At 70.3% G+C, this 16,748-nt stretch carries 11 protein-coding genes, 1 pseudogene and 1 riboswitch; of the genes and pseudogenes, 8 read left to right on the plus strand and 4 right to left on the minus strand.

Annotated elements, in window-relative coordinates; all coding sequences use genetic code 11:
* Positions 1-209: 209 nt before the first annotated feature.
* Genes OG978_RS38195 through cobG form a run of 3 tightly spaced genes read right to left on the minus strand, consistent with a single transcriptional unit; the run spans position 210 to position 3,720 of the window.
* On the minus strand, positions 210-1,715 hold the full coding sequence (locus OG978_RS38195; protein ID WP_326769602.1) for a precorrin-2 C(20)-methyltransferase: 1,506 nt from the start codon (positions 1,713-1,715) through the stop codon (positions 210-212).
* Positions 1,716-1,717: 2 nt separating this feature from the next.
* Complete coding sequence (locus OG978_RS38200) at positions 1,718-2,344, minus strand: precorrin-8X methylmutase (protein WP_326769603.1); 627 nt, start codon at positions 2,342-2,344, stop codon at positions 1,718-1,720.
* 56 nt (positions 2,345-2,400) lie between these two features.
* A complete protein-coding gene (cobG, locus tag OG978_RS38205) occupies positions 2,401-3,720 on the minus strand; it encodes a precorrin-3B synthase (protein ID WP_326770284.1) in 1,320 nt (439 codons plus the stop codon).
* A 47-nt stretch (positions 3,721-3,767) separates the two neighbouring features.
* Positions 3,768-3,916: riboswitch (cobalamin riboswitch) on the plus strand.
* A gap of 71 nt (positions 3,917-3,987) precedes the next feature.
* On the opposite strand from cobG, the gene cobN reads away from it, so the two are divergent.
* The 3 genes and pseudogenes from cobN (at position 3,988) to OG978_RS38220 (ending at position 8,813) form a co-directional block, all read left to right on the plus strand.
* Positions 3,988-7,584, plus strand: coding sequence for a cobaltochelatase subunit CobN (gene cobN, locus OG978_RS38210; RefSeq protein WP_326770285.1), 3,597 nt, complete (start codon positions 3,988-3,990; stop codon positions 7,582-7,584).
* 134 nt (positions 7,585-7,718) lie between these two features.
* Positions 7,719-8,404: pseudogene (locus tag OG978_RS38215) on the plus strand (HoxN/HupN/NixA family nickel/cobalt transporter).
* A gap of 172 nt (positions 8,405-8,576) precedes the next feature.
* Positions 8,577-8,813: a hypothetical protein gene (locus tag OG978_RS38220; RefSeq protein WP_326769604.1), complete on the plus strand. Its 237-nt coding sequence runs from the start codon at positions 8,577-8,579 to the stop codon at positions 8,811-8,813.
* Between the two features lie 341 nt (positions 8,814-9,154).
* Here the strand turns inward: OG978_RS38220 and OG978_RS38225 are convergent, their stop codons facing one another.
* Positions 9,155-10,009 carry a hydroxyacid dehydrogenase gene (locus OG978_RS38225; RefSeq protein WP_326769605.1) on the minus strand — a complete coding sequence of 285 codons (855 nt, stop codon included), beginning with the start codon at positions 10,007-10,009 and terminating at the stop codon, positions 9,155-9,157.
* A gap of 639 nt (positions 10,010-10,648) precedes the next feature.
* Here OG978_RS38225 and OG978_RS38230 point away from each other — a divergent pair.
* The 5 genes from OG978_RS38230 (at position 10,649) to OG978_RS38250 (ending at position 16,730) form a co-directional block, all read left to right on the plus strand.
* Positions 10,649-11,977 carry a sugar ABC transporter substrate-binding protein gene (locus tag OG978_RS38230; RefSeq protein WP_326769606.1) on the plus strand — a complete coding sequence of 443 codons (1,329 nt, stop codon included), beginning with the start codon at positions 10,649-10,651 and terminating at the stop codon, positions 11,975-11,977.
* Positions 11,974-12,945, plus strand: a complete 972-nt coding sequence (locus tag OG978_RS38235) for a carbohydrate ABC transporter permease (protein ID WP_326769607.1) — start codon at positions 11,974-11,976, stop codon at positions 12,943-12,945. The genes OG978_RS38230 and OG978_RS38235 overlap by 4 nt, the downstream gene beginning before the upstream one ends.
* Positions 12,942-13,808: a carbohydrate ABC transporter permease gene (locus OG978_RS38240; protein WP_326769608.1), complete on the plus strand. Its 867-nt coding sequence runs from the start codon at positions 12,942-12,944 to the stop codon at positions 13,806-13,808. Before OG978_RS38235 ends, OG978_RS38240 begins: the two co-directional genes overlap by 4 nt.
* 98 nt (positions 13,809-13,906) lie before the next feature.
* Positions 13,907-15,250 (plus strand): alpha-L-fucosidase, encoded by a 1,344-nt coding sequence (locus OG978_RS38245; RefSeq protein ID WP_326769609.1) that lies wholly within the window; start codon positions 13,907-13,909, stop codon positions 15,248-15,250.
* Positions 15,251-15,296: 46 nt separating this feature from the next.
* A complete protein-coding gene (locus OG978_RS38250; RefSeq protein ID WP_326769610.1) occupies positions 15,297-16,730 on the plus strand; it encodes a polysaccharide lyase 6 family protein in 1,434 nt (477 codons plus the stop codon).
* Positions 16,731-16,748 lie beyond the last annotated feature (18 nt).

A 16,748-nucleotide genomic window follows, 5' to 3' on the forward strand; every position in this document is an offset into this window, starting at 1 on the left:
TTGGATCACGCCGGGCTCGCGCGCCCCGGCACCGCGCCTCGCCGCGTCGTCGTCGGTCGCCAGGGCTCCTTCCTCGAGCTCTCGGCTCCGCTCGAGCAGGGGAGGCCCCATCCGACTCCCTCCTCGGCCTTGCGATGCACGGCTCCGGACCCCGCTCCCTGATCCGGCCTGATCCAAACGAAAGACCCTGGGCGACGGCCGCCCCGGGCTCAGTCCTCCGGATAGCGGCGCGGTGTCCAGACGATCTGCTCCCCGTCACCGCGCCGTACCCAACGGGTCTGCGAGGACCCGACGAGCAGGATCGTGCGCATGTCGACCTCGGCGGGGTCGAGGTCCGCCAGGCGTACGGTCCGCACGCTCTCGGCGGGCCCGCCAACATCCCGGCCGAGGACCACGGGCGTGTCCGGCGAGCGGTGTTCGAGAAGCAGGTCACGGGCCTTGCCGACCTGCCAGGTCCGGCTGTGTGAACCGGGGTTGTACAGCGCGAGCACCAGATCCGCCGTCGCGGCCGCGCGCAGCCGCTCCGCGATCACCTCCCACGGCTTGAGCCGGTCGGAGAGCGATATCGTCGCGTAGTCGTGGCCCAGCGGCGCACCCGCCCGGGCAGCGGCGGCGTTGGCCGCCGTCACCCCCGGCAGCACCCGCACCGGTACGTGCGCGTACTCGTCCTGCGACGCCACTTCGAGGACGGCCGTCGCCATGGCGAAGACCCCGGGGTCGCCGCCCGACACCACGGCCACCCGCCGTCCGCGCCGGGCCAGGTCGAGGGCGAACTCGGCACGCTCCGACTCGACCTTGTTGTCCGAGCCGTGGCGCACCTGCCCCGGGCGGACCGGCACCCGGTCCAGATAAGTGGTGTAGCCGACCAGGTCGTCGGCGGCGGCCAGCGCCCCGCGCGTCTCGGGGGTCAGCCACAGCGGCCCGGCCGGACCGGTGCCGACCACGGTCACCTCGCCGCCCTCCGGGGCCCGTTCGGGACGCGACGCTCCGATCCGGCTGGGCAGGACCGCGACCGCGAAGTACGGCACCGAGCCGGCGTCGACCTCGGCCAGCTCGCCCACGCGCTCCCCGGCCATCGTGGCGCGTTCGACGTAACGCGCCTCGGGCAGCCGCCCGGACGCCTCGAAGGCGCCGCGCACCGCGGGAAACGTACGTCCCAGCTTCATCACCACGGCGGCGTCGGTGGCGGCGAGACGGGCGGTCAGCTCCTCCTCCGGCAACGTGCCGGGCAGGATCGTCAGCACCTCCTCGCCCTCCACGAGCGGGGTACCGAGCCGCGCGGCGGCCGCGCTGACGGAGGTGACGCCCGGGATCACCTCGGTCGGGTAGCGGTCGGCGAGCCGCTTGTGCATGTGCATGTACGAGCCGTAGAAGAGCGGGTCGCCCTCGGCCAGCACGGCGACCGTGCGGCCGGCGTCGAGGTGCACCGCCAGGCGGGCCGCCGCCTCGGCGTAGAACTCCTCCATCGCCCCCCGGTAGCCGCCCGGATGATCCGTGGTCTCCGTCGTGACGGGGTAGACCAGCGGCTCCTCGACATGGTCGGCACGGATGTGCTTCGCCGCGATGGACCGGGCGATGGACCGCCCGTGCCGGGCGCTGTGATAGGCGATGACATCGGCCTCGGCGATGATCTCCACCGCGCGTACGGTCATCAGGGCCGGATCGCCGGGGCCGAGCCCGACCCCGTACAGCCGGCCCGTCTGCTGCTCGCTCACGTCTACTCTTCCTCGCTGGCGATCGCGTTGAGGGCAGCGGCCGCCATGGCGCTGCCGCCGCGACGGCCTCGAACGATCAGATGCTCCAGCCCGGACGGGTGCGCGGCCAGGGCGTCCTTGGACTCGGCGGCACCGATGAAGCCGACCGGCACACCGATGACGGCGGCGGGGCGCGGGGCGCCCTCCTCGATCATCTCCAGCAGCCGGAACAGGGCGGTCGGTGCGTTCCCGACAGCGACGACCGAACCTTCCAGCCGGTCGCGCCACAGCTCCAGGGCGGCGGCGCTACGGGTGGTGCCCATATGCTTCGCGAGCTCGGGCACCGCCGGGTCGGACAGGGTGCACACCACCTCGTTGTCCGCGGGCAGCCGCTTGCGGGTGACACCGCTGGCGACCATGGCCACGTCGCACAGGATGGGTGCGCCGGCCCGCAGAGCGGCGCGGGCGCGGGCGACCGCGTCCGGGGTGAAAGCGAGATCACGGACGAGGTCGACCATCCCGCAGGCGTGGATCATGCGGACCGCGACCTGGCTCACATCGGCGGGCAGGCCTGCGAGATCCGCCTCTGCACGGATCGTGGCGAAGGACTGGCGATAGATCGCCGGTCCGTCCTTCTCGTACTGGTGCACAGTGCTTTCGCTCTCTTCCTCGGGCGTGCAACGGTCGGATACAGGGGAGTACGGGATCAGCCGCGCGAACGGCGGGCCGCGGCCACCGCGGCGGCGAGCCCGCCGGGGCTGTCCGGGACGCTCACGGGGACGTCCCGTTCCTCGCCCCGTACGACGGAGATCCGGTGCCCGTCGGGGGTGGCGACGACATCGACCCACTCACCGCGGGGGTGGCCGCACCGGCGATCGCACCCGGACCAGTACACCGGCAGCAGGCCCACGGGCCCCACCGCGGCCGCCGCCTGGGCCCGCACATCGGCCAGCGACTTCGCGCAGCCGGGCCGGCCGATACAGGCACCCACCCCGGTCCAGGGGGAGTCGGGTCCGACGACGAGGCCGGTGGCCCCGAGCTCGTCCAGCAGCCCCGCCGCCCGCCGCCGCTCCACCCCCGGTACGACGACCCCGCGCCACGGTGTCAGCCGCAACTCACCGCGGCCCTGGTGCCGGGCCGTGTCCGTCAGCGACCGCCACTGCGCCGGGCCGATGCGCCCCAGGGGGATGCCGACGGACAGCGCGGCCTCGTCGTGCGGGCCGGTCACGACGCCGGGGGCGGGGCCGTCCGAACTCCGCGGGCAGGCGCGGTCCTCGGTGGGGACGGTGCCGTCACCCGCCTCTTGCAACCGTCGTACGACCTCGTCGAGGAGGGAGCGGGCTCCGCCGGGCAGGTCCGTCACACGCCAGGAACCGGCGCCGGAGGCCTGCTCCAGGAAGATTTCGGCTGCCATGAGGGCGGCCTGCGGCGCCTGTGCGCCCGGTATCCGTATCGTGGTCCGGGCCGTGCCGATCCGCAGCAGCGCCGTTCCGTCGTCCTGCGCCAGCAGCGTCACATCGCCGCCCAGCGCGTCCACATCGCCACGGCCGTCGTCGAGCACGAACAAGAACCTGCCCGACAGGCCGGCCGTTCCGTCGCCCGTGCACAGCAGCGCGTCCAGCGCGGACAGCCAGGGCCCGACGTCCCGCGCGCCCCGGCCGTCGAGCCCCGAGAGCGGCGACGCCACGATGTTGCGTATCCGCTCATGGAGTGCGGAGGGCAGCAGCCCCGCCTCGCCCAGCCGGCCGGCCAGTTCGCCTCCGCAGTCCGGGCCCAGCCCGCGCAACTGCACATTGCCGCGCGAAGTGAGATGCAACTCACCATCGCCCAGGCTCTCCGCCAGCGCCCCCAGGGCATCCGCCTGTGCCGCGGTCAGCAGACCGCCGGGAACACGGACGCGGGCCAGAGCGCCGTCGTCCGCCCGGTGCAGCCGCAGCGTGCCGGGGCAGGCGTCACCGCGGTCCCGGGCAGACGCGTCTCCGGGCAGCGAAGGCGAAGTGGCAGGTGGGGGCATGGCGGCGAGCATACCGACCATCTGACCAGATCCGTATGTCCTCCATCAGTTGACCGGCCCTTACTATGCCTAGTGACGGGCCATCCGGCACGTCGTCGCCACAGACGGCGACAGGGGAGGAAGTCCGGTGCAATTCCGGCACGGTCCCGCCACTGTGAGCCCGGCCCCGGCCGGGCGAGTCAGGAACTCCCTTCCCCGGCCCTCGACTCCGTCGAGCAGGGGAGACTCCATTCCGACACCGCCCGGGGCGTGGACACCCCGAGGAAGGCCCGACGCCGCATGATCCTGCTCCTGTCGACGTCCGACACCGACCTGCTCAGCGCCCGCTCCTCGGACGGCCCGGTCTCCTACCGCTACGCCAACCCCTCCCGGCTCCCGCTCCAGGACCTTCCCCAGCTCCTGGACGGCGTCGACCTGGTCGTCGTGCGCCTCCTCGGCGGCGTACGCGCCTGGCAGGACGGCCTCGACCAAGTGCTCTCCACCGGACGCCCCGTCGTCGTCCTCACCGGCGAACAGGCCCCCGACGCCCAGCTGATGGCCGCCTCCACGGTTCCCATCGGCATCGCCGCCGAGGCCCATGCCTATCTGGCCCACGGCGGGCCCGCCAACCTGGACCAGCTCGCCCGCTTCCTCTCCGACACCGTCCTGCTCACCGGCCACGGCTTCGCACCGCCCGCCCCGGCACCCTCCTGGGGCCCGCTGGAGCGCACCCCCCGCCGCACCGACGGCCCGGTCGTCGCCGTGCTCTACTACCGCGCCCACCACATGAGCGGCAACACCGAGTTCGTCGACGCCCTGTGCCGTGCCGTCGAGGACGCGGGCGCCCGCGCGCTGCCGCTGTACGTCGCCTCGCTGCGCACCCCCGAGCCCGAACTCATCGAAGAGCTGCGCGCCGCCGACGCCATCGTGACCACCGTCCTCGCCGCGGGCGGCACCCGGCCGGCCGAGGCGTCGGCGGGCGGCGACGACGAGTCCTGGGACGCGGGCGTCCTCAGCGGCCTCGACGTACCCATCCTCCAGGCGCTCTGCCTCACCGGTTCGCGCACCGACTGGGAAGGCAACGACGAGGGCGTCTCCCCGCTCGACGCCGCCAGCCAGATCGCGGTCCCCGAGTTCGACGGCCGTCTGATCACCGTGCCGTTCTCGTTCAAGGAGATCGACGAGGACGGCCTGCCCGCGTACGTCGCCGACACCGAGCGCGCCGCCCGCGTCGCCGGTATCGCCGTGCGGCACGCCCGGCTGCGCCACATCCCGGCCGCCGAGAAGCGGATCGCGCTCGTGCTGTCCGCGTACCCGACCAAGCACTCCCGGATCGGCAATGCCGTCGGTCTCGACACCCCGGCCAGCGCCGTCGCTCTGCTGCGCCGCCTCCAGGAGCAGGGATACGACTTCGGTACGGAGGAGGTCCCCGGCCTCGTGTCGGGCGACGGCGACGAGCTGATCCGCGCGCTGATCGAGGCGGGCGGACACGACCAGGAGTGGCTCACCGAGGAGCAGTTGGCCCGCAACCCGGTCCGGATCCCGGCCGCCGACTACCGGCGCTGGTACGCGACCCTCCCGGCCGAACTCCGCGAGGCCGTCGAGCAGCACTGGGGCCCCGCCCCGGGCGAGATGTTCGTGGACCGGTCCCGCAACCCGGAGGGCGACATCGTCCTCGCCGCCCTGCGCCGCGGCAATCTGCTCATCCTCATCCAGCCGCCGCGCGGCTTCGGCGAGAACCCGATCGCGATCTACCACGACCCCGACCTGCCGCCCTCGCACCACTACCTGGCCGCCTACCGCTGGATCGCCGCCCCGGCCGACGACAACGGCTTCGGCGCCGACGCGATGATCCACCTCGGCAAGCACGGCAACCTGGAGTGGCTGCCCGGCAAGAACGCCGGCCTCTCCGCCGCCTGCGGCCCCGACGCGGCTCTCGGCGACCTCCCGTTGATCTACCCGTTCCTGGTCAACGACCCGGGCGAGGGAACGCAGGCCAAGCGGCGCGTCCACGCCACCCTCGTGGACCACCTCGTACCGCCGATGGCGCGTGCCGACAGCTACGGGGACATCGCCCGGCTCGAACAACTCCTGGACGAGCACGCCCAGATCGCGGCGATGGACCCGGCGAAGCTCCCGGCGATCCGCGCACAGATCTGGACCCTGATCCAGGCCGCCAAGCTCGACCACGACCTGGGACTCGAAGACCGCCCCGAGGACGAGGGCTTCGACGAGTTCATCATGCATCTCGACGGCTGGCTCTGTGAGATCAAGGACGCCCAGATCCGCGACGGTCTGCACGTCCTGGGCGGCGCCCCGGCCGGTGCCGACCGGGTCAACCTCGTCCTCGCGATCCTGCGGGCCCGCCAGATCTGGGGCGGCACGGCCTCCCTGCCGGGCCTGCGCGAGGCCCTGGGGCTCGACGAGTCCGCCGCGACCCGCGTCACCGCCGACGAGGCCGAGGAGCGGGCCCGCGCACTGGTCCAGGCGATGGAGGACGCGGACTGGTCCCCGGACGCCGTCGCCGAGGTGGCGGCCGGGCACCCGCGGCCCGTCGCCGACATCCTCGACTTCGCGGCCCGCGAGGTGGTACCGCGGCTCGCCGCCACCACCGACGAACTCGACCACGCCCTCCACGCGCTGGACGGCGGCTTCGTCCCCGCCGGACCCTCGGGCTCCCCGCTCCGCGGCCTGGTCAATGTCCTGCCGACCGGCCGCAACTTCTACTCCGTCGACCCCAAGGCCGTACCCTCGCGCCTCGCCTGGGAGACCGGCCAGGCCCTGGCGGACTCGCTCCTGGAGCGCTACCGCACCGACAACGGCGACTGGCCCACCTCGGTCGGCCTGTCCCTGTGGGGCACGAGCGCGATGCGCACCGCCGGTGACGACGTCGCCGAAGCCTTCGCCCTGCTCGGCGTCCGCCCGGTCTGGGACGACGCCTCGCGGCGCGTCACCGGCCTGGAGGCGATCCCGCCGGCCGAACTCGGCCGCCCGCGCATCGACGTCACCCTGCGCATCAGCGGTTTCTTCCGCGACGCCTTCCCGCACACCATCGGCCTCCTCGACGACGCGGTCCGTCTCGCCGCCTCCCTGGACGAGCCGGCCGAGCAGAACCACGTACGCGCCCACACCCAGGCCGACCTGGCCGCCCACGGCGACGAACGCCGCGCCACCACCCGTATCTTCGGCTCCCGTCCCGGTACGTACGGCGCCGGTCTGCTCCAGCTCATCGACTCCCGCGACTGGCGCACCGACGCGGACCTCGCCGAGGTCTACACGGTGTGGGGCGGCTACGCCTACGGACGCGAACTCGACGGCCGCCCGGCCCGCGAGGAGATGGAAACGGCGTACAAGCGCATCGCGGTCGCGGCGAAGAACACCGACACCCGCGAACACGACATCGCCGACTCGGACGACTACTTCCAGTACCACGGCGGCATGGTGGCCACCGTTCGTGCCCTGCGCGGCACCGCCCCGGAGGCGTACATCGGCGACTCCACCCGCCCCGAGACGGTCCGCACCCGCACCCTGGTAGAGGAGACGTCCCGCGTCTTCCGCGCCCGGGTGGTGAACCCCAAGTGGATCGAGGCGATGCGGCGGCACGGCTACAAGGGCGCCTTCGAACTTGCCGCCACCGTCGACTACCTCTTCGGTTACGACGCGACGACGGGCGTGGTCGCCGACTGGATGTACGACAAGCTCACCGAGACGTACGTCCTGGACCCGGCCAACCGCGAGTTCCTCCAGCAGGCCAACCCCTGGGCCTTGCACGGCATCGCGGAACGCCTCCTGGAGGCGGAGTCCCGCGGCATGTGGGCCAAGCCCGACCCGGCGATCCTCGACGCCCTGCGCCAGGCGTACCTGGAGACGGAGGGCAACCTGGAGGGCGAGGACTGACCCCCGGGCCCGGGACCGGACCACCGCACAGTGACCTGTGGTCGAGCCCCGGCCGGAAGGCCGGCCGGGGCTCGTCGACCCTCCGTCAGCACAACCCTGTGGAAGTCATCCACGAGGTGCTGGAGCGTCACCGCATGACCCTGCCCGATTCCGCCGTGTTCAAGTGGCGACGCGAGGACACCGTCCGGACGGCGGGGCTGCTCGCCGTGATCGCCGCCCTGCATGTGGTGGCGTTCGGTGTGCTGATCCTGCTTGTCGTCCCACAGCACTACGAGGTCGGTTCCACGACGTTCGGCATCGGGCTCGGGATCACCGCCTACACGCTCGGCATGCGGCATGCCTTCGACGCGGATCACATCGCCGCCATCGACAACACGACCCGCAAGCTGATGGCCGATGGCAAGAGACCCGTGTCGGTCGGGTTCTGGTTCGCGCTCGGCCACTCCAGTGTGGTCATCGCCATGGCCGCGCTGGTTGACGGGGGAGCGCAGCTCGCCGGGGTGCTGCTCAACGAGAATTCGGGCACGCATCAGGTCCTCGGTGTGGTCGGCACGACCGTCTCCGGTCCTTCCTCTACCTGATCGCCGCATTGAACCTTGTCGCGCTCGTCGGCACGATCGAGCTGGTCACCGTACTGCACGACAAACTCGATCTGCGGGACTCGGTCACCGGCTGGATCTCGGGCCTCGACCTGGGCAACGTCGGCTACATCACCGTCGGACTCTTCGTGGTGGCGTGGGCGGTGGCATTGGCATTGGCGTACTGGAGATTTGCCGACGTCGAGCAACGCTGGACGGCCCGCGCCGCCGACAGCGCCTGATGCCGGTTTGCAACATCTCCCGGCCGCCCGGCGCGCGTCCTGGTTGCGCCATACGTGGTGAGTCCGCCGAGCCTCACGCCATTGCCCCAGGTAGACGCACTGCCTCGCGAAGAGGCGTCACCCGTCCTGCCGCCGGGCATAGTGTCGCCCGTGGCGTGGAAGCGATCTACGCATGACCGAAAGTGGCAGTCCTTACATCTCTTCGCCCCGGATCACCGTGCTGGGAGTGCAGCCCGGTGACCCGCCCTTCCGCCTTGTGGAGATCGACGGGGAGGTGGTCAGCGCGGCAACATCGATGATGGATGTGCTCGCCGCCGCCTCGGCCAGAGGAATCAGGATCCATGACCTCGACGACCCGAGCGTGGTGCGGTGGGTGGGTGGCGGCAAATTCCATTGGAGGCCGCACTGAGAGTTGACCCATGGCGATGGGGCGGGCCGCCGGCCCGCCCGCTGCCGATGGTCGCGACAACAGCGGCCTTGATTCTCCGCAGGTCGATGACGGACTCCTTCGGCGTTGTGTCGACGGCCGGCCCGCAGGAACACACGAACACCGACACGTGAACAGCGACGCGCGAACACCGGCACACGAACCCGAGCACGCCATCACGGGTCGGAGCCGACGGCTCGACCGGCCCCGAACTCTCCTGCCTCGCACTGACGTTCCACGTACGTTTCGCTGACGTTTCGCTGACGTCGCGTATGCGGCCCCGCCGAGCCGGGGCCGCGACTACGGAGAGGGCTTCCGCGACCTCAGGCCAACGACGCGGCGCGGGCGGGGTCGATCGCGTGCTGGAGAGGCTGGTCATGTATAAAGCGTCGGAGTTCGTCGAGCACAAGCTCTCCGAGACGATGACGTTCGGCCCCGAGGGCACCGCCGAGGTGGGGTGTCAGGACAACGTTGGGAAGGGTGAAGAGTGGCGAGTCATGGGCGGGAGGCTCCGGGTGCGTGACATCGAGTACGGCGGTGAGGTCGGGTCTGGCGCGCAGGACCTCCGCCGCGGCGGTCTCGTCGATGAGCGCGCCACGCGCGGTGTTGATCAGCGTCGCGCCCGGCTCCAGGGAGTTCAGCAGCCGTGCTCCGATCGTGCCGCGGGTCTCGGGCAGGAGCGGCGCGTGGAGGCTGACGACATGGCAGGTGGTGAACAACTCCTCGATGCCGACCAGCCGGACGCCCGCCCGCCGGGCGGTGTCCGGGGAGGCGATGGGATCCGTGGCGAGGATCTCGATGTCGAAGCGGGCGAGGTGGGCCGCGACGAGACGGCCGATGTGCCCGAGCCCCAGCAGGCCCACGCGTGACCGGTAGGCACCCGGCACGCGGGGGTTGTGAGGGAATCGGCGACTGCTCGCCACCTCCCGGCTGATGCGATGTACCTGCTTGAGTCCGAGGAGGACCTGAGCGAGAGTGAACTCCGCGACCGGGACGGCGTTGGCCGCGGCCGCGGAGACGATCGGAATGCCGCGTGCCCAGAAGGCGGGTGTGGTCAGGTGCCGCACGGAGCCCGCGGCGACGAGGACTGCCCGCAACCGAGGGGCATGCGAGAGGAAGGCGGCATCGAGTGCGGGCGCGCCCCAGCCCGTGAGCAGGACATCGACCCGTCGCAGCACGCCGGGATCCCTGTCGAGCTGCTGCCGTGTGACGGGTGGACCCTGCAGGTGCACGAGACGTTCGATTTCGGCTAGAACCTCCCGGGGGTACACGTCCGCCCTGCGTTCTTCTTCCATGACCAACAGAGCTGTCGGTCTGCGTGCCGGCTCGTTCATGGCGTTACACTCCTCAGCTTTTCGCTGACAGGCCGTCAGCGAATCGACCCGTGAGCCCTGGTCGGGCGCGTGGGGAAATGTCTGACCCGATGTTGAAGATTGGCGCGGCTTGTTCGTTGCCTTGGCTGGCGTGCTTGCAGCACGATACATCGGATGATTGAAAAGACCTCGGGTGAAGATCGGTCACCCGGCGCTCGTGGTTCCGCTGACTGTCCCGTTCGTAAGCGATCGGCGCGCGGTCGGTCGATCGGCGTTCTGATCGGCCGAACTACCCACCCACCAGGTGTTTTAGTGAGGTAATCACTCCGCTCGTGGGGGTGTCGGGCGGTGGGAGAGGGGTGTGGGGGTGCGCCTGGCAAGGCTCTCGCGAGCCATCGCGAGATTTTTGCATTCATCGGACTATTGACCACGGATTCGGACGCCGTTAGCGTCCCAGCAAGCGCTTTCCAGGCTAGCTGTGATGCGGCGAAAACAGGAGTTGTCATGCAGAGATCGCGGTGGATCGGTGCGGGTGTTCTCGCTTCCGCACTGGTCCTCACCAGCTGTACATCAGGGCCTGCGGGAGTGGATGCCAAGCAGGACTCGAAGGCACCGCTCGAACTGTGGACCCGGACGACACCGGGCGGACCGGGAGAGCAGGGAGCGCTCAAGCTCGCTGCCGCCTTCGAGAAGTCCACTGGCTACAAGGTCAAGGTCACAGCGATCTTCGACGACTTCGAGACCAAGCTGCAGCAGCGGGCCGCGCAGAAGAACCTCCCCGACATCGTCATGAACGATGTGACACAGCTCGGCGCCATGCACAGCCAGGGCCTGCTCCGGGAGATCGACCTGGACAAGATCAAGAACGGCAAGCAGGCCGTCGGCCAGGGGCTGGACTCCGGCAAGAGTGTGGACGGCAAGCAGTTCGGCCTGCCGTATTCGGCGCAGGCGTCCGCGCTGCTCATCCGCAAGGACTGGCGGGAGAAGCTGAAGCTCGAAGTCCCGCAGAGCTGGGACGACTTCGCCGCGATGGCCGAAGCCTTCACCACCAAGGACCCAGACGGCGACGGCAAGAAGAACACGTACGGTCTCGCCGCCCCGCTGTCCACCAAGCGCGGATACGCCTCCTGGTACTTCTCCAACTTCCTCTGGGCCGCGGGCGGAGACTTCATCACCGAGGCCGGGGGCGGCAAGTACAAGCCCGCGATGACCACGAAGGAATCGGTGCAGGCCGTGCAGTGGTTCCGTGACCTCGGTTGCAGGAACAAGGTCATCCAGCCGGGCGCCGTGACCATGGAGACCCCGCCCACCAACGAGACGTTCGAGGCGGGCCGGACCGGCATGTTCGTCGTCGGCCCGTATCTGCTGCCCCGCTTCGACGAGACCCTCGGCAAGGACAAGTACGAGGTCGTCCCGATGCCCAAGGGCCCGAAGGACGCCACCGTGCTGGCCGAGGGCGGGTCCATCTACCTGATGGCGGGCTCCGAGAACATGGCGGGCCAGGACGCCTTCGCCGACTTCGCCATCTCCGCCGAGGGCCAGAAGACCGGGATGGCGGGTGACACCGGCTTCACCGTGCAGCTGCCCGTCAACAAGACGGTGGACATCTCCAAGGTCCGTCCCGACCCCCGCTGGAAGACCTACGCCGAGATCTACCAGAACTCCGGTCGGTACGCGCCGTCCATCCCGAACTGGACTCCCGTCCGGCAGACGACCGCGGAGACCGTCAACGCGCTGATGGCCGACTGCGACCTGGACACCGGGACCAAGCTGAAGGAGCTCGACAAGCAGCTCGCCGACATCCTCAAGGAACAGGGAATCGCCGCGTCATGAGTCTTGACCAGGCGGATCCGGCCGCCCTCCCGGCGGCCGGGCCCGCCACCCGGAAAACGGGCCGCGCGGCCGGCGGGGCCGCCGGCCGCCGCGGGCACGACCGCCGGGCGGGCCGGTGGTGGACGCCGTGGCTGTTCCTGGCCCCGGCACTGCTCCTCTTCCTGTACTTCAAGTTCATCCCCATGGTCAGCGCGCTGACCATGTCCTTCCAGGACGTCCAGCCCTATCTCGGCAACAGGTGGGTCGGCACCGAGAACTACTCCACGGTGCTCCAGTCCGGCGGCTTCCGTGAGGCCGCCTGGCACACCGTCGTCCTCGCCGCCGGGCAGACGGCCGGCTCGATGCTCCTCGGCCTCGTACTCGCGCTGCTGATGGAGGGGCAGGGCCGCCGGCTGGGCTTCGTACGGTCCGCCGCGTTCCTGCCGGTGGTGGTGCCGATCGCGGTCGTCGCCGAACTGTGGCGGATCATGTACCACCCGACCGCGGACGGCATGCTCAACTCCATCCTCGGCCTGGTGGGGTTCGGCCCCTCGGGATTCATCAACGACCCCGACACGTCGATGGCCTCCATCATGCTCACCGGTATCTGGCGGGGCGCCCCCTACGACATGATGATCTTCCTCGCCGGTCTCACCAGCGTGGACCGCGGACTGTACGAGGCCGCGAAGGTCGACGGCGCCTCCAGGCTGCAGCGGGTATGGCATGTGACGGTGCCCGGACTGCGGTCGGTGTTCTCGATCCTGTTCATCCTCGCCGCGATCCGCGGACTGCGCGTGTTCACCGAGGTGTTCCTGCTCACCAACGGCGGGCCCGACGGCTCCACCGAGGTCGTGATGACCCTGATCTACAAGCTCGGGCTGGAGCAGAACAGACTCGGCGTCGGCGCGGCGGGAGCCGTCCTGCTGTTCATCGCGACGCTGATCCTGACAGTCGTCGTCCACCTGCTGCGACGGAGAGAGAGCAAATGAACGCGCCGACCGAGACCGCGCTGGGCCTGACGGAGAGCCGCAGCCCGGGCGGGCGGATCCTGAAGGCCGTCACCTACCTGCTGGTCCTGATCGTCTTCGCCGGGCCCCTGCTGGCCCTGCTGGTCAGCGCCTTCAGCCAGGTCAAGGACCCGACCCAGCTGAGCGTCATCCCCTCGGGCGCCACTCTGGACAACTTCAGGATCGCCTTCGACCAGGGCGTGCTCGCGTACCTGCTGAACTCCTTCTTCGTGGTCGGCTTCGGGCTGCTGCTCCAAGTGGCCGTCTCCGTCCTGGCCGGGTACGCACTGGCCAGGAAACGCTTCCCGGGGATGACGCTGGTACTCGTCGCCATCCTCGCGACACTGATGCTGCCCGAGGAGATCCTGGCCCTCCCGCTGTCCGTGATCCTCTCCGACCTGCCGGTCATCCACTTCAACCTCATCGGCACCCTGGCCGGAATGATCGTCCCGCTGGGCGCCTGGGGGTTCTCCATACTCGTGATGACCGAGTTCATGAAGGACGTGCCCCGGGAGCTCGAAGAGGCCGCCCGTATCGACGGCGCCGGCGACCTGCGCATCTTCGCCCAGATCATCCTGCCGATGTGCAAGCCCGCGCTCGGGGTCATCGGAGTCTTCGGCTTCACCATGATCTGGGACCAGTACCTGCTGCCCCTCCTGGTCTCCACCGACTCCTCCTCGTACACGCTCCCGCTGGCGCTGCGAACCCTGCGGATCGACCCCGCAGTCACTCCCGGAGTGGTGATGGCCGCCTCCCTGCTGGCCCTGCTCCCCTCCGTGATCGTCTTCCTGTTCTTCCAGCGTTCCTTCGTGCATGGCCTGTCCTCCGGTGCCCTGAAGGGCTGACCCGGCAAGCCACCCGCACTCGAACCCCCCGTACGACCAGCCCTCCGGCAGCGCGCCGAACACGCCACCGGACGCCGACGACAAGGAACGATGCCCCCATGACCCCGAGCGCCGAGAACCCGTCCGCGCCCGCCGCCAACCCGGCACCCGCGCCGGCCCCGGACACGACCTGGTTCACCACCGACCGGTTCGGCATGTTCGTCCACTGGGGCCTGTACTCGCTCGCCGCACGGCACGAATGGGTCAAGAACCGGGAGAAGCTGACCGACGAGCAGTACCAGGTCTACTTCGACCACTTCGACCCCGACCGCTACGACCCGGTGCAGTGGGCCAAGGCTGCCAGGGCGGCGGGCATGCGGTACGTCGTCCTGACCACCAAGCACCACGACGGCTTCTGCCTGTGGGACAGTGCCCTTACCGAGTACAAGGTCACCAACACCCCGTACGGCCGCGACCTCGTCGGACCGTTCGTCGAGGCGTGCCGCGCCGAAGGGCTCAAGGTCGGCCTCTACTACTCCCTGATCGACTGGCACCACCCGTCCTTTCCCGTGGACGGCACCCATCCGCAGCGCGACGACGAGGAGTTCAAGGCCGCGGCCGCCGACCGCGACATCCGCGAGTACCAGCGCTATCTGCACGGCCAGGTCCGCGAACTGCTCACCTCCTTCGGACGCGTCGACTACCTGTTCTTCGACTTCTCATACGCGGGCCGCACATGGTGGGGCGGCAAGGGCCCGGACGACTGGGATTCCCCGAAGCTCCTGGAGACGGTCCGTGAACTCCAGCCGCACACCCTCGTCAACGACAGGACCGGCCTGCCCGGCGACTTCATCACGCCCGAGCAGTACCAGCCCTCCGGCCCCATGACCAAGGACGGCCGGCCCGTGCTGTGGGAGGCGTGCCAGACGCTCAACGGGAGCTGGGGCTACGACCGCGACAACCTGGACCACAAGAGCGCCGACCTGCTGATCCGCATGCTCGTCGACGGTGTCTCCAAGGGCGGCAACCTGCTGCTCAACGTCGGCCCGACCGGCCGCGGCGACCTCGAACCGCGTGCCGTCGCCGTCCTCGGGGAAATCGGCCGGTGGATGGACCTGCACGAGCGGGCGGTCCGCGGTTGCGGCCCGTCCCCGTACGCCGCCCCCGCCGAATGCCGGTACACCCAGCGCGGTGACCGGCTCTACGTCCACCTGTTCGCCTGGCCGCTGCGCCATCTGCACCTGCCGGGACTCGCCGGCCGGGTGCGCTACGCCCAACTGCTGAACGACGCCTCCGAGATCATCCAGGTCCACATCGACCCGGACCGGCCCGCCATGAACACGGAAATGGGCGGGCAGCCCGCCGGAACGCTCACTCTCGAAATCCCCGTCCAGCGCCCCGACACCCCGGTGCCGGTCATCGAGCTGTTCCTGGACACTCCGACCGACCGGGCCGACGACTGACACCGGCCCCGACCCCCCGATCCACCACCACACTCACGGAGGCATCATGCAACGCCGCACGTTCCTCATGGCTTCCGCGGCAGGGGCGGCGCTGGTCGTCGCCCCGACCAGCGGTCTCCTGACCGCGAGCGCGAGCGCGGCCCCGGCTGCCGTCGGTTCGCTGGACGAGCTCCAGGCCGCGATCGACCGGGCACGGCCGGGTGACCGCATCGTCGTGGCCGACGGCAGGTACACCGTCCCGTCGGACCGGCCCCTCACCATCCGGAACAAGCAGGGCACCGAGCGCGCGCCCATCACCGTCGTCGCCCGGTCCCGCGGCGGCGTCGTACTCGAAGGCGAACACAGCTTCGTCCTCGACTCCTCCAGCCACGTCACCCTCAGCGGCTTCTCCTTCCGCCAGAGCAGCACCCTGGACATCCCCCCGAACTGCTCGCACATCAGGCTGACCCGCAACGATTTCCAGCTCGCCGACATCGAGGGCCTGCACTGGGTGATGGTGCGTGCGGACGACAGCAAGGTCGACCACAACCACTTCCACGGCAAGTCCACTCTCGGCATCTACCTCGGCATCGAGGGCGCGGGCACGGAGGAGATGGCCCAACGCGTCCATGTGTTCAGGAACTACTTCTCCGACCACACCTTCGCCGGATCCAACGGCGGTGAGCCGATCCGGCTCGGCGTCAGCCCCCGGGCACTGTCCAGCGCCCATGCCGTCGTGGAGTACAACCTGTTCGAGCGCGCCAACGGTGACCCGGAGGCCATCTCCGTCAAGAGCTCGGACAACGTCATCCGGCACAACACCATCCGCGACAGCCTCGGCGGGATCGTCCTCCGGCACGGCAACCGCAACCGGGTGGACGGCAATTACCTCGTCGCCGGCACGGAAGGCGTGCGGATCTACGGCAACGACCATGTGATCGTCAACAACCACCTCGCCGGTCTGTCCGGGCGGGCCCTGGTGATCGGCAGCGGTTCGGAGCGCGACCACCTGCCCGGCGAGACGCCCGACGCGCGCCGCGGCAACGACGCACCCGACCGGGTCGTCATCGCGTACAACACCCTGGTGAACAACAAGGGCACACTCTCCGGCGAGAGCCAGCGCCCCCACGAGCCGCGCGATGTGACCGTCGCGGACAACCTGCTCGTCGGGGGCTTTGGCGACCTGGTCGCGATGGCGCACACCGTACGGTTCACCTGGTCCGGCAACATCCTGTGGGGTGCCGCCGCCGACGGCAACATCCCCTCCGGCGGCTACACCCGCATCGACCCGAAGCTGGTGACCGGCCCGGACGGCGTGGCCCGGCCGGCCGCGGACAGCCCGGTGATCGACGCGGGCACGCTCAGGCGGCCACCGGTCACCCACGACATCGACGGGGACCCGCGCGGCCGGTCCCGGGACGTGGGCGCGGACGAGTACGCGAACAGGGCGCCCAGGCGCGGGCCGCTGACCCCGGCCGACGTCGGTCCCCACGCCCGCTGAGCACACGCCCGAAAGGGA

This window comes from Streptomyces sp. NBC_01591, assembly GCF_035918155.1.
Classification (GTDB): Bacteria; Actinomycetota; Actinomycetes; order Streptomycetales; family Streptomycetaceae; genus Streptomyces.

What these genes read in the sequence shown, in the direction of transcription:
- cobG (WP_326770284.1), bottom strand. Translation starts at nt 3,720, where the DNA reads ATGCTCGCCGCCATGCCCCCACCTGCCACTTCGCCTTCGCTGCCCGGA.
- cobN (WP_326770285.1), top strand. Translation starts at nt 3,988, where the DNA reads ATGATCCTGCTCCTGTCGACGTCCGACACCGACCTGCTCAGCGCCCGC.
- OG978_RS38220 (WP_326769604.1), top strand. Translation starts at nt 8,577, where the DNA reads ATGACCGAAAGTGGCAGTCCTTACATCTCTTCGCCCCGGATCACCGTG.
- OG978_RS38230 (WP_326769606.1), top strand. Translation starts at nt 10,649, where the DNA reads ATGCAGAGATCGCGGTGGATCGGTGCGGGTGTTCTCGCTTCCGCACTG.
- OG978_RS38235 (WP_326769607.1), top strand. Translation starts at nt 11,974, where the DNA reads ATGAGTCTTGACCAGGCGGATCCGGCCGCCCTCCCGGCGGCCGGGCCC.
- OG978_RS38240 (WP_326769608.1), top strand. Translation starts at nt 12,942, where the DNA reads ATGAACGCGCCGACCGAGACCGCGCTGGGCCTGACGGAGAGCCGCAGC.
- OG978_RS38245 (WP_326769609.1), top strand. Translation starts at nt 13,907, where the DNA reads ATGACCCCGAGCGCCGAGAACCCGTCCGCGCCCGCCGCCAACCCGGCA.
- OG978_RS38250 (WP_326769610.1), top strand. Translation starts at nt 15,297, where the DNA reads ATGCAACGCCGCACGTTCCTCATGGCTTCCGCGGCAGGGGCGGCGCTG.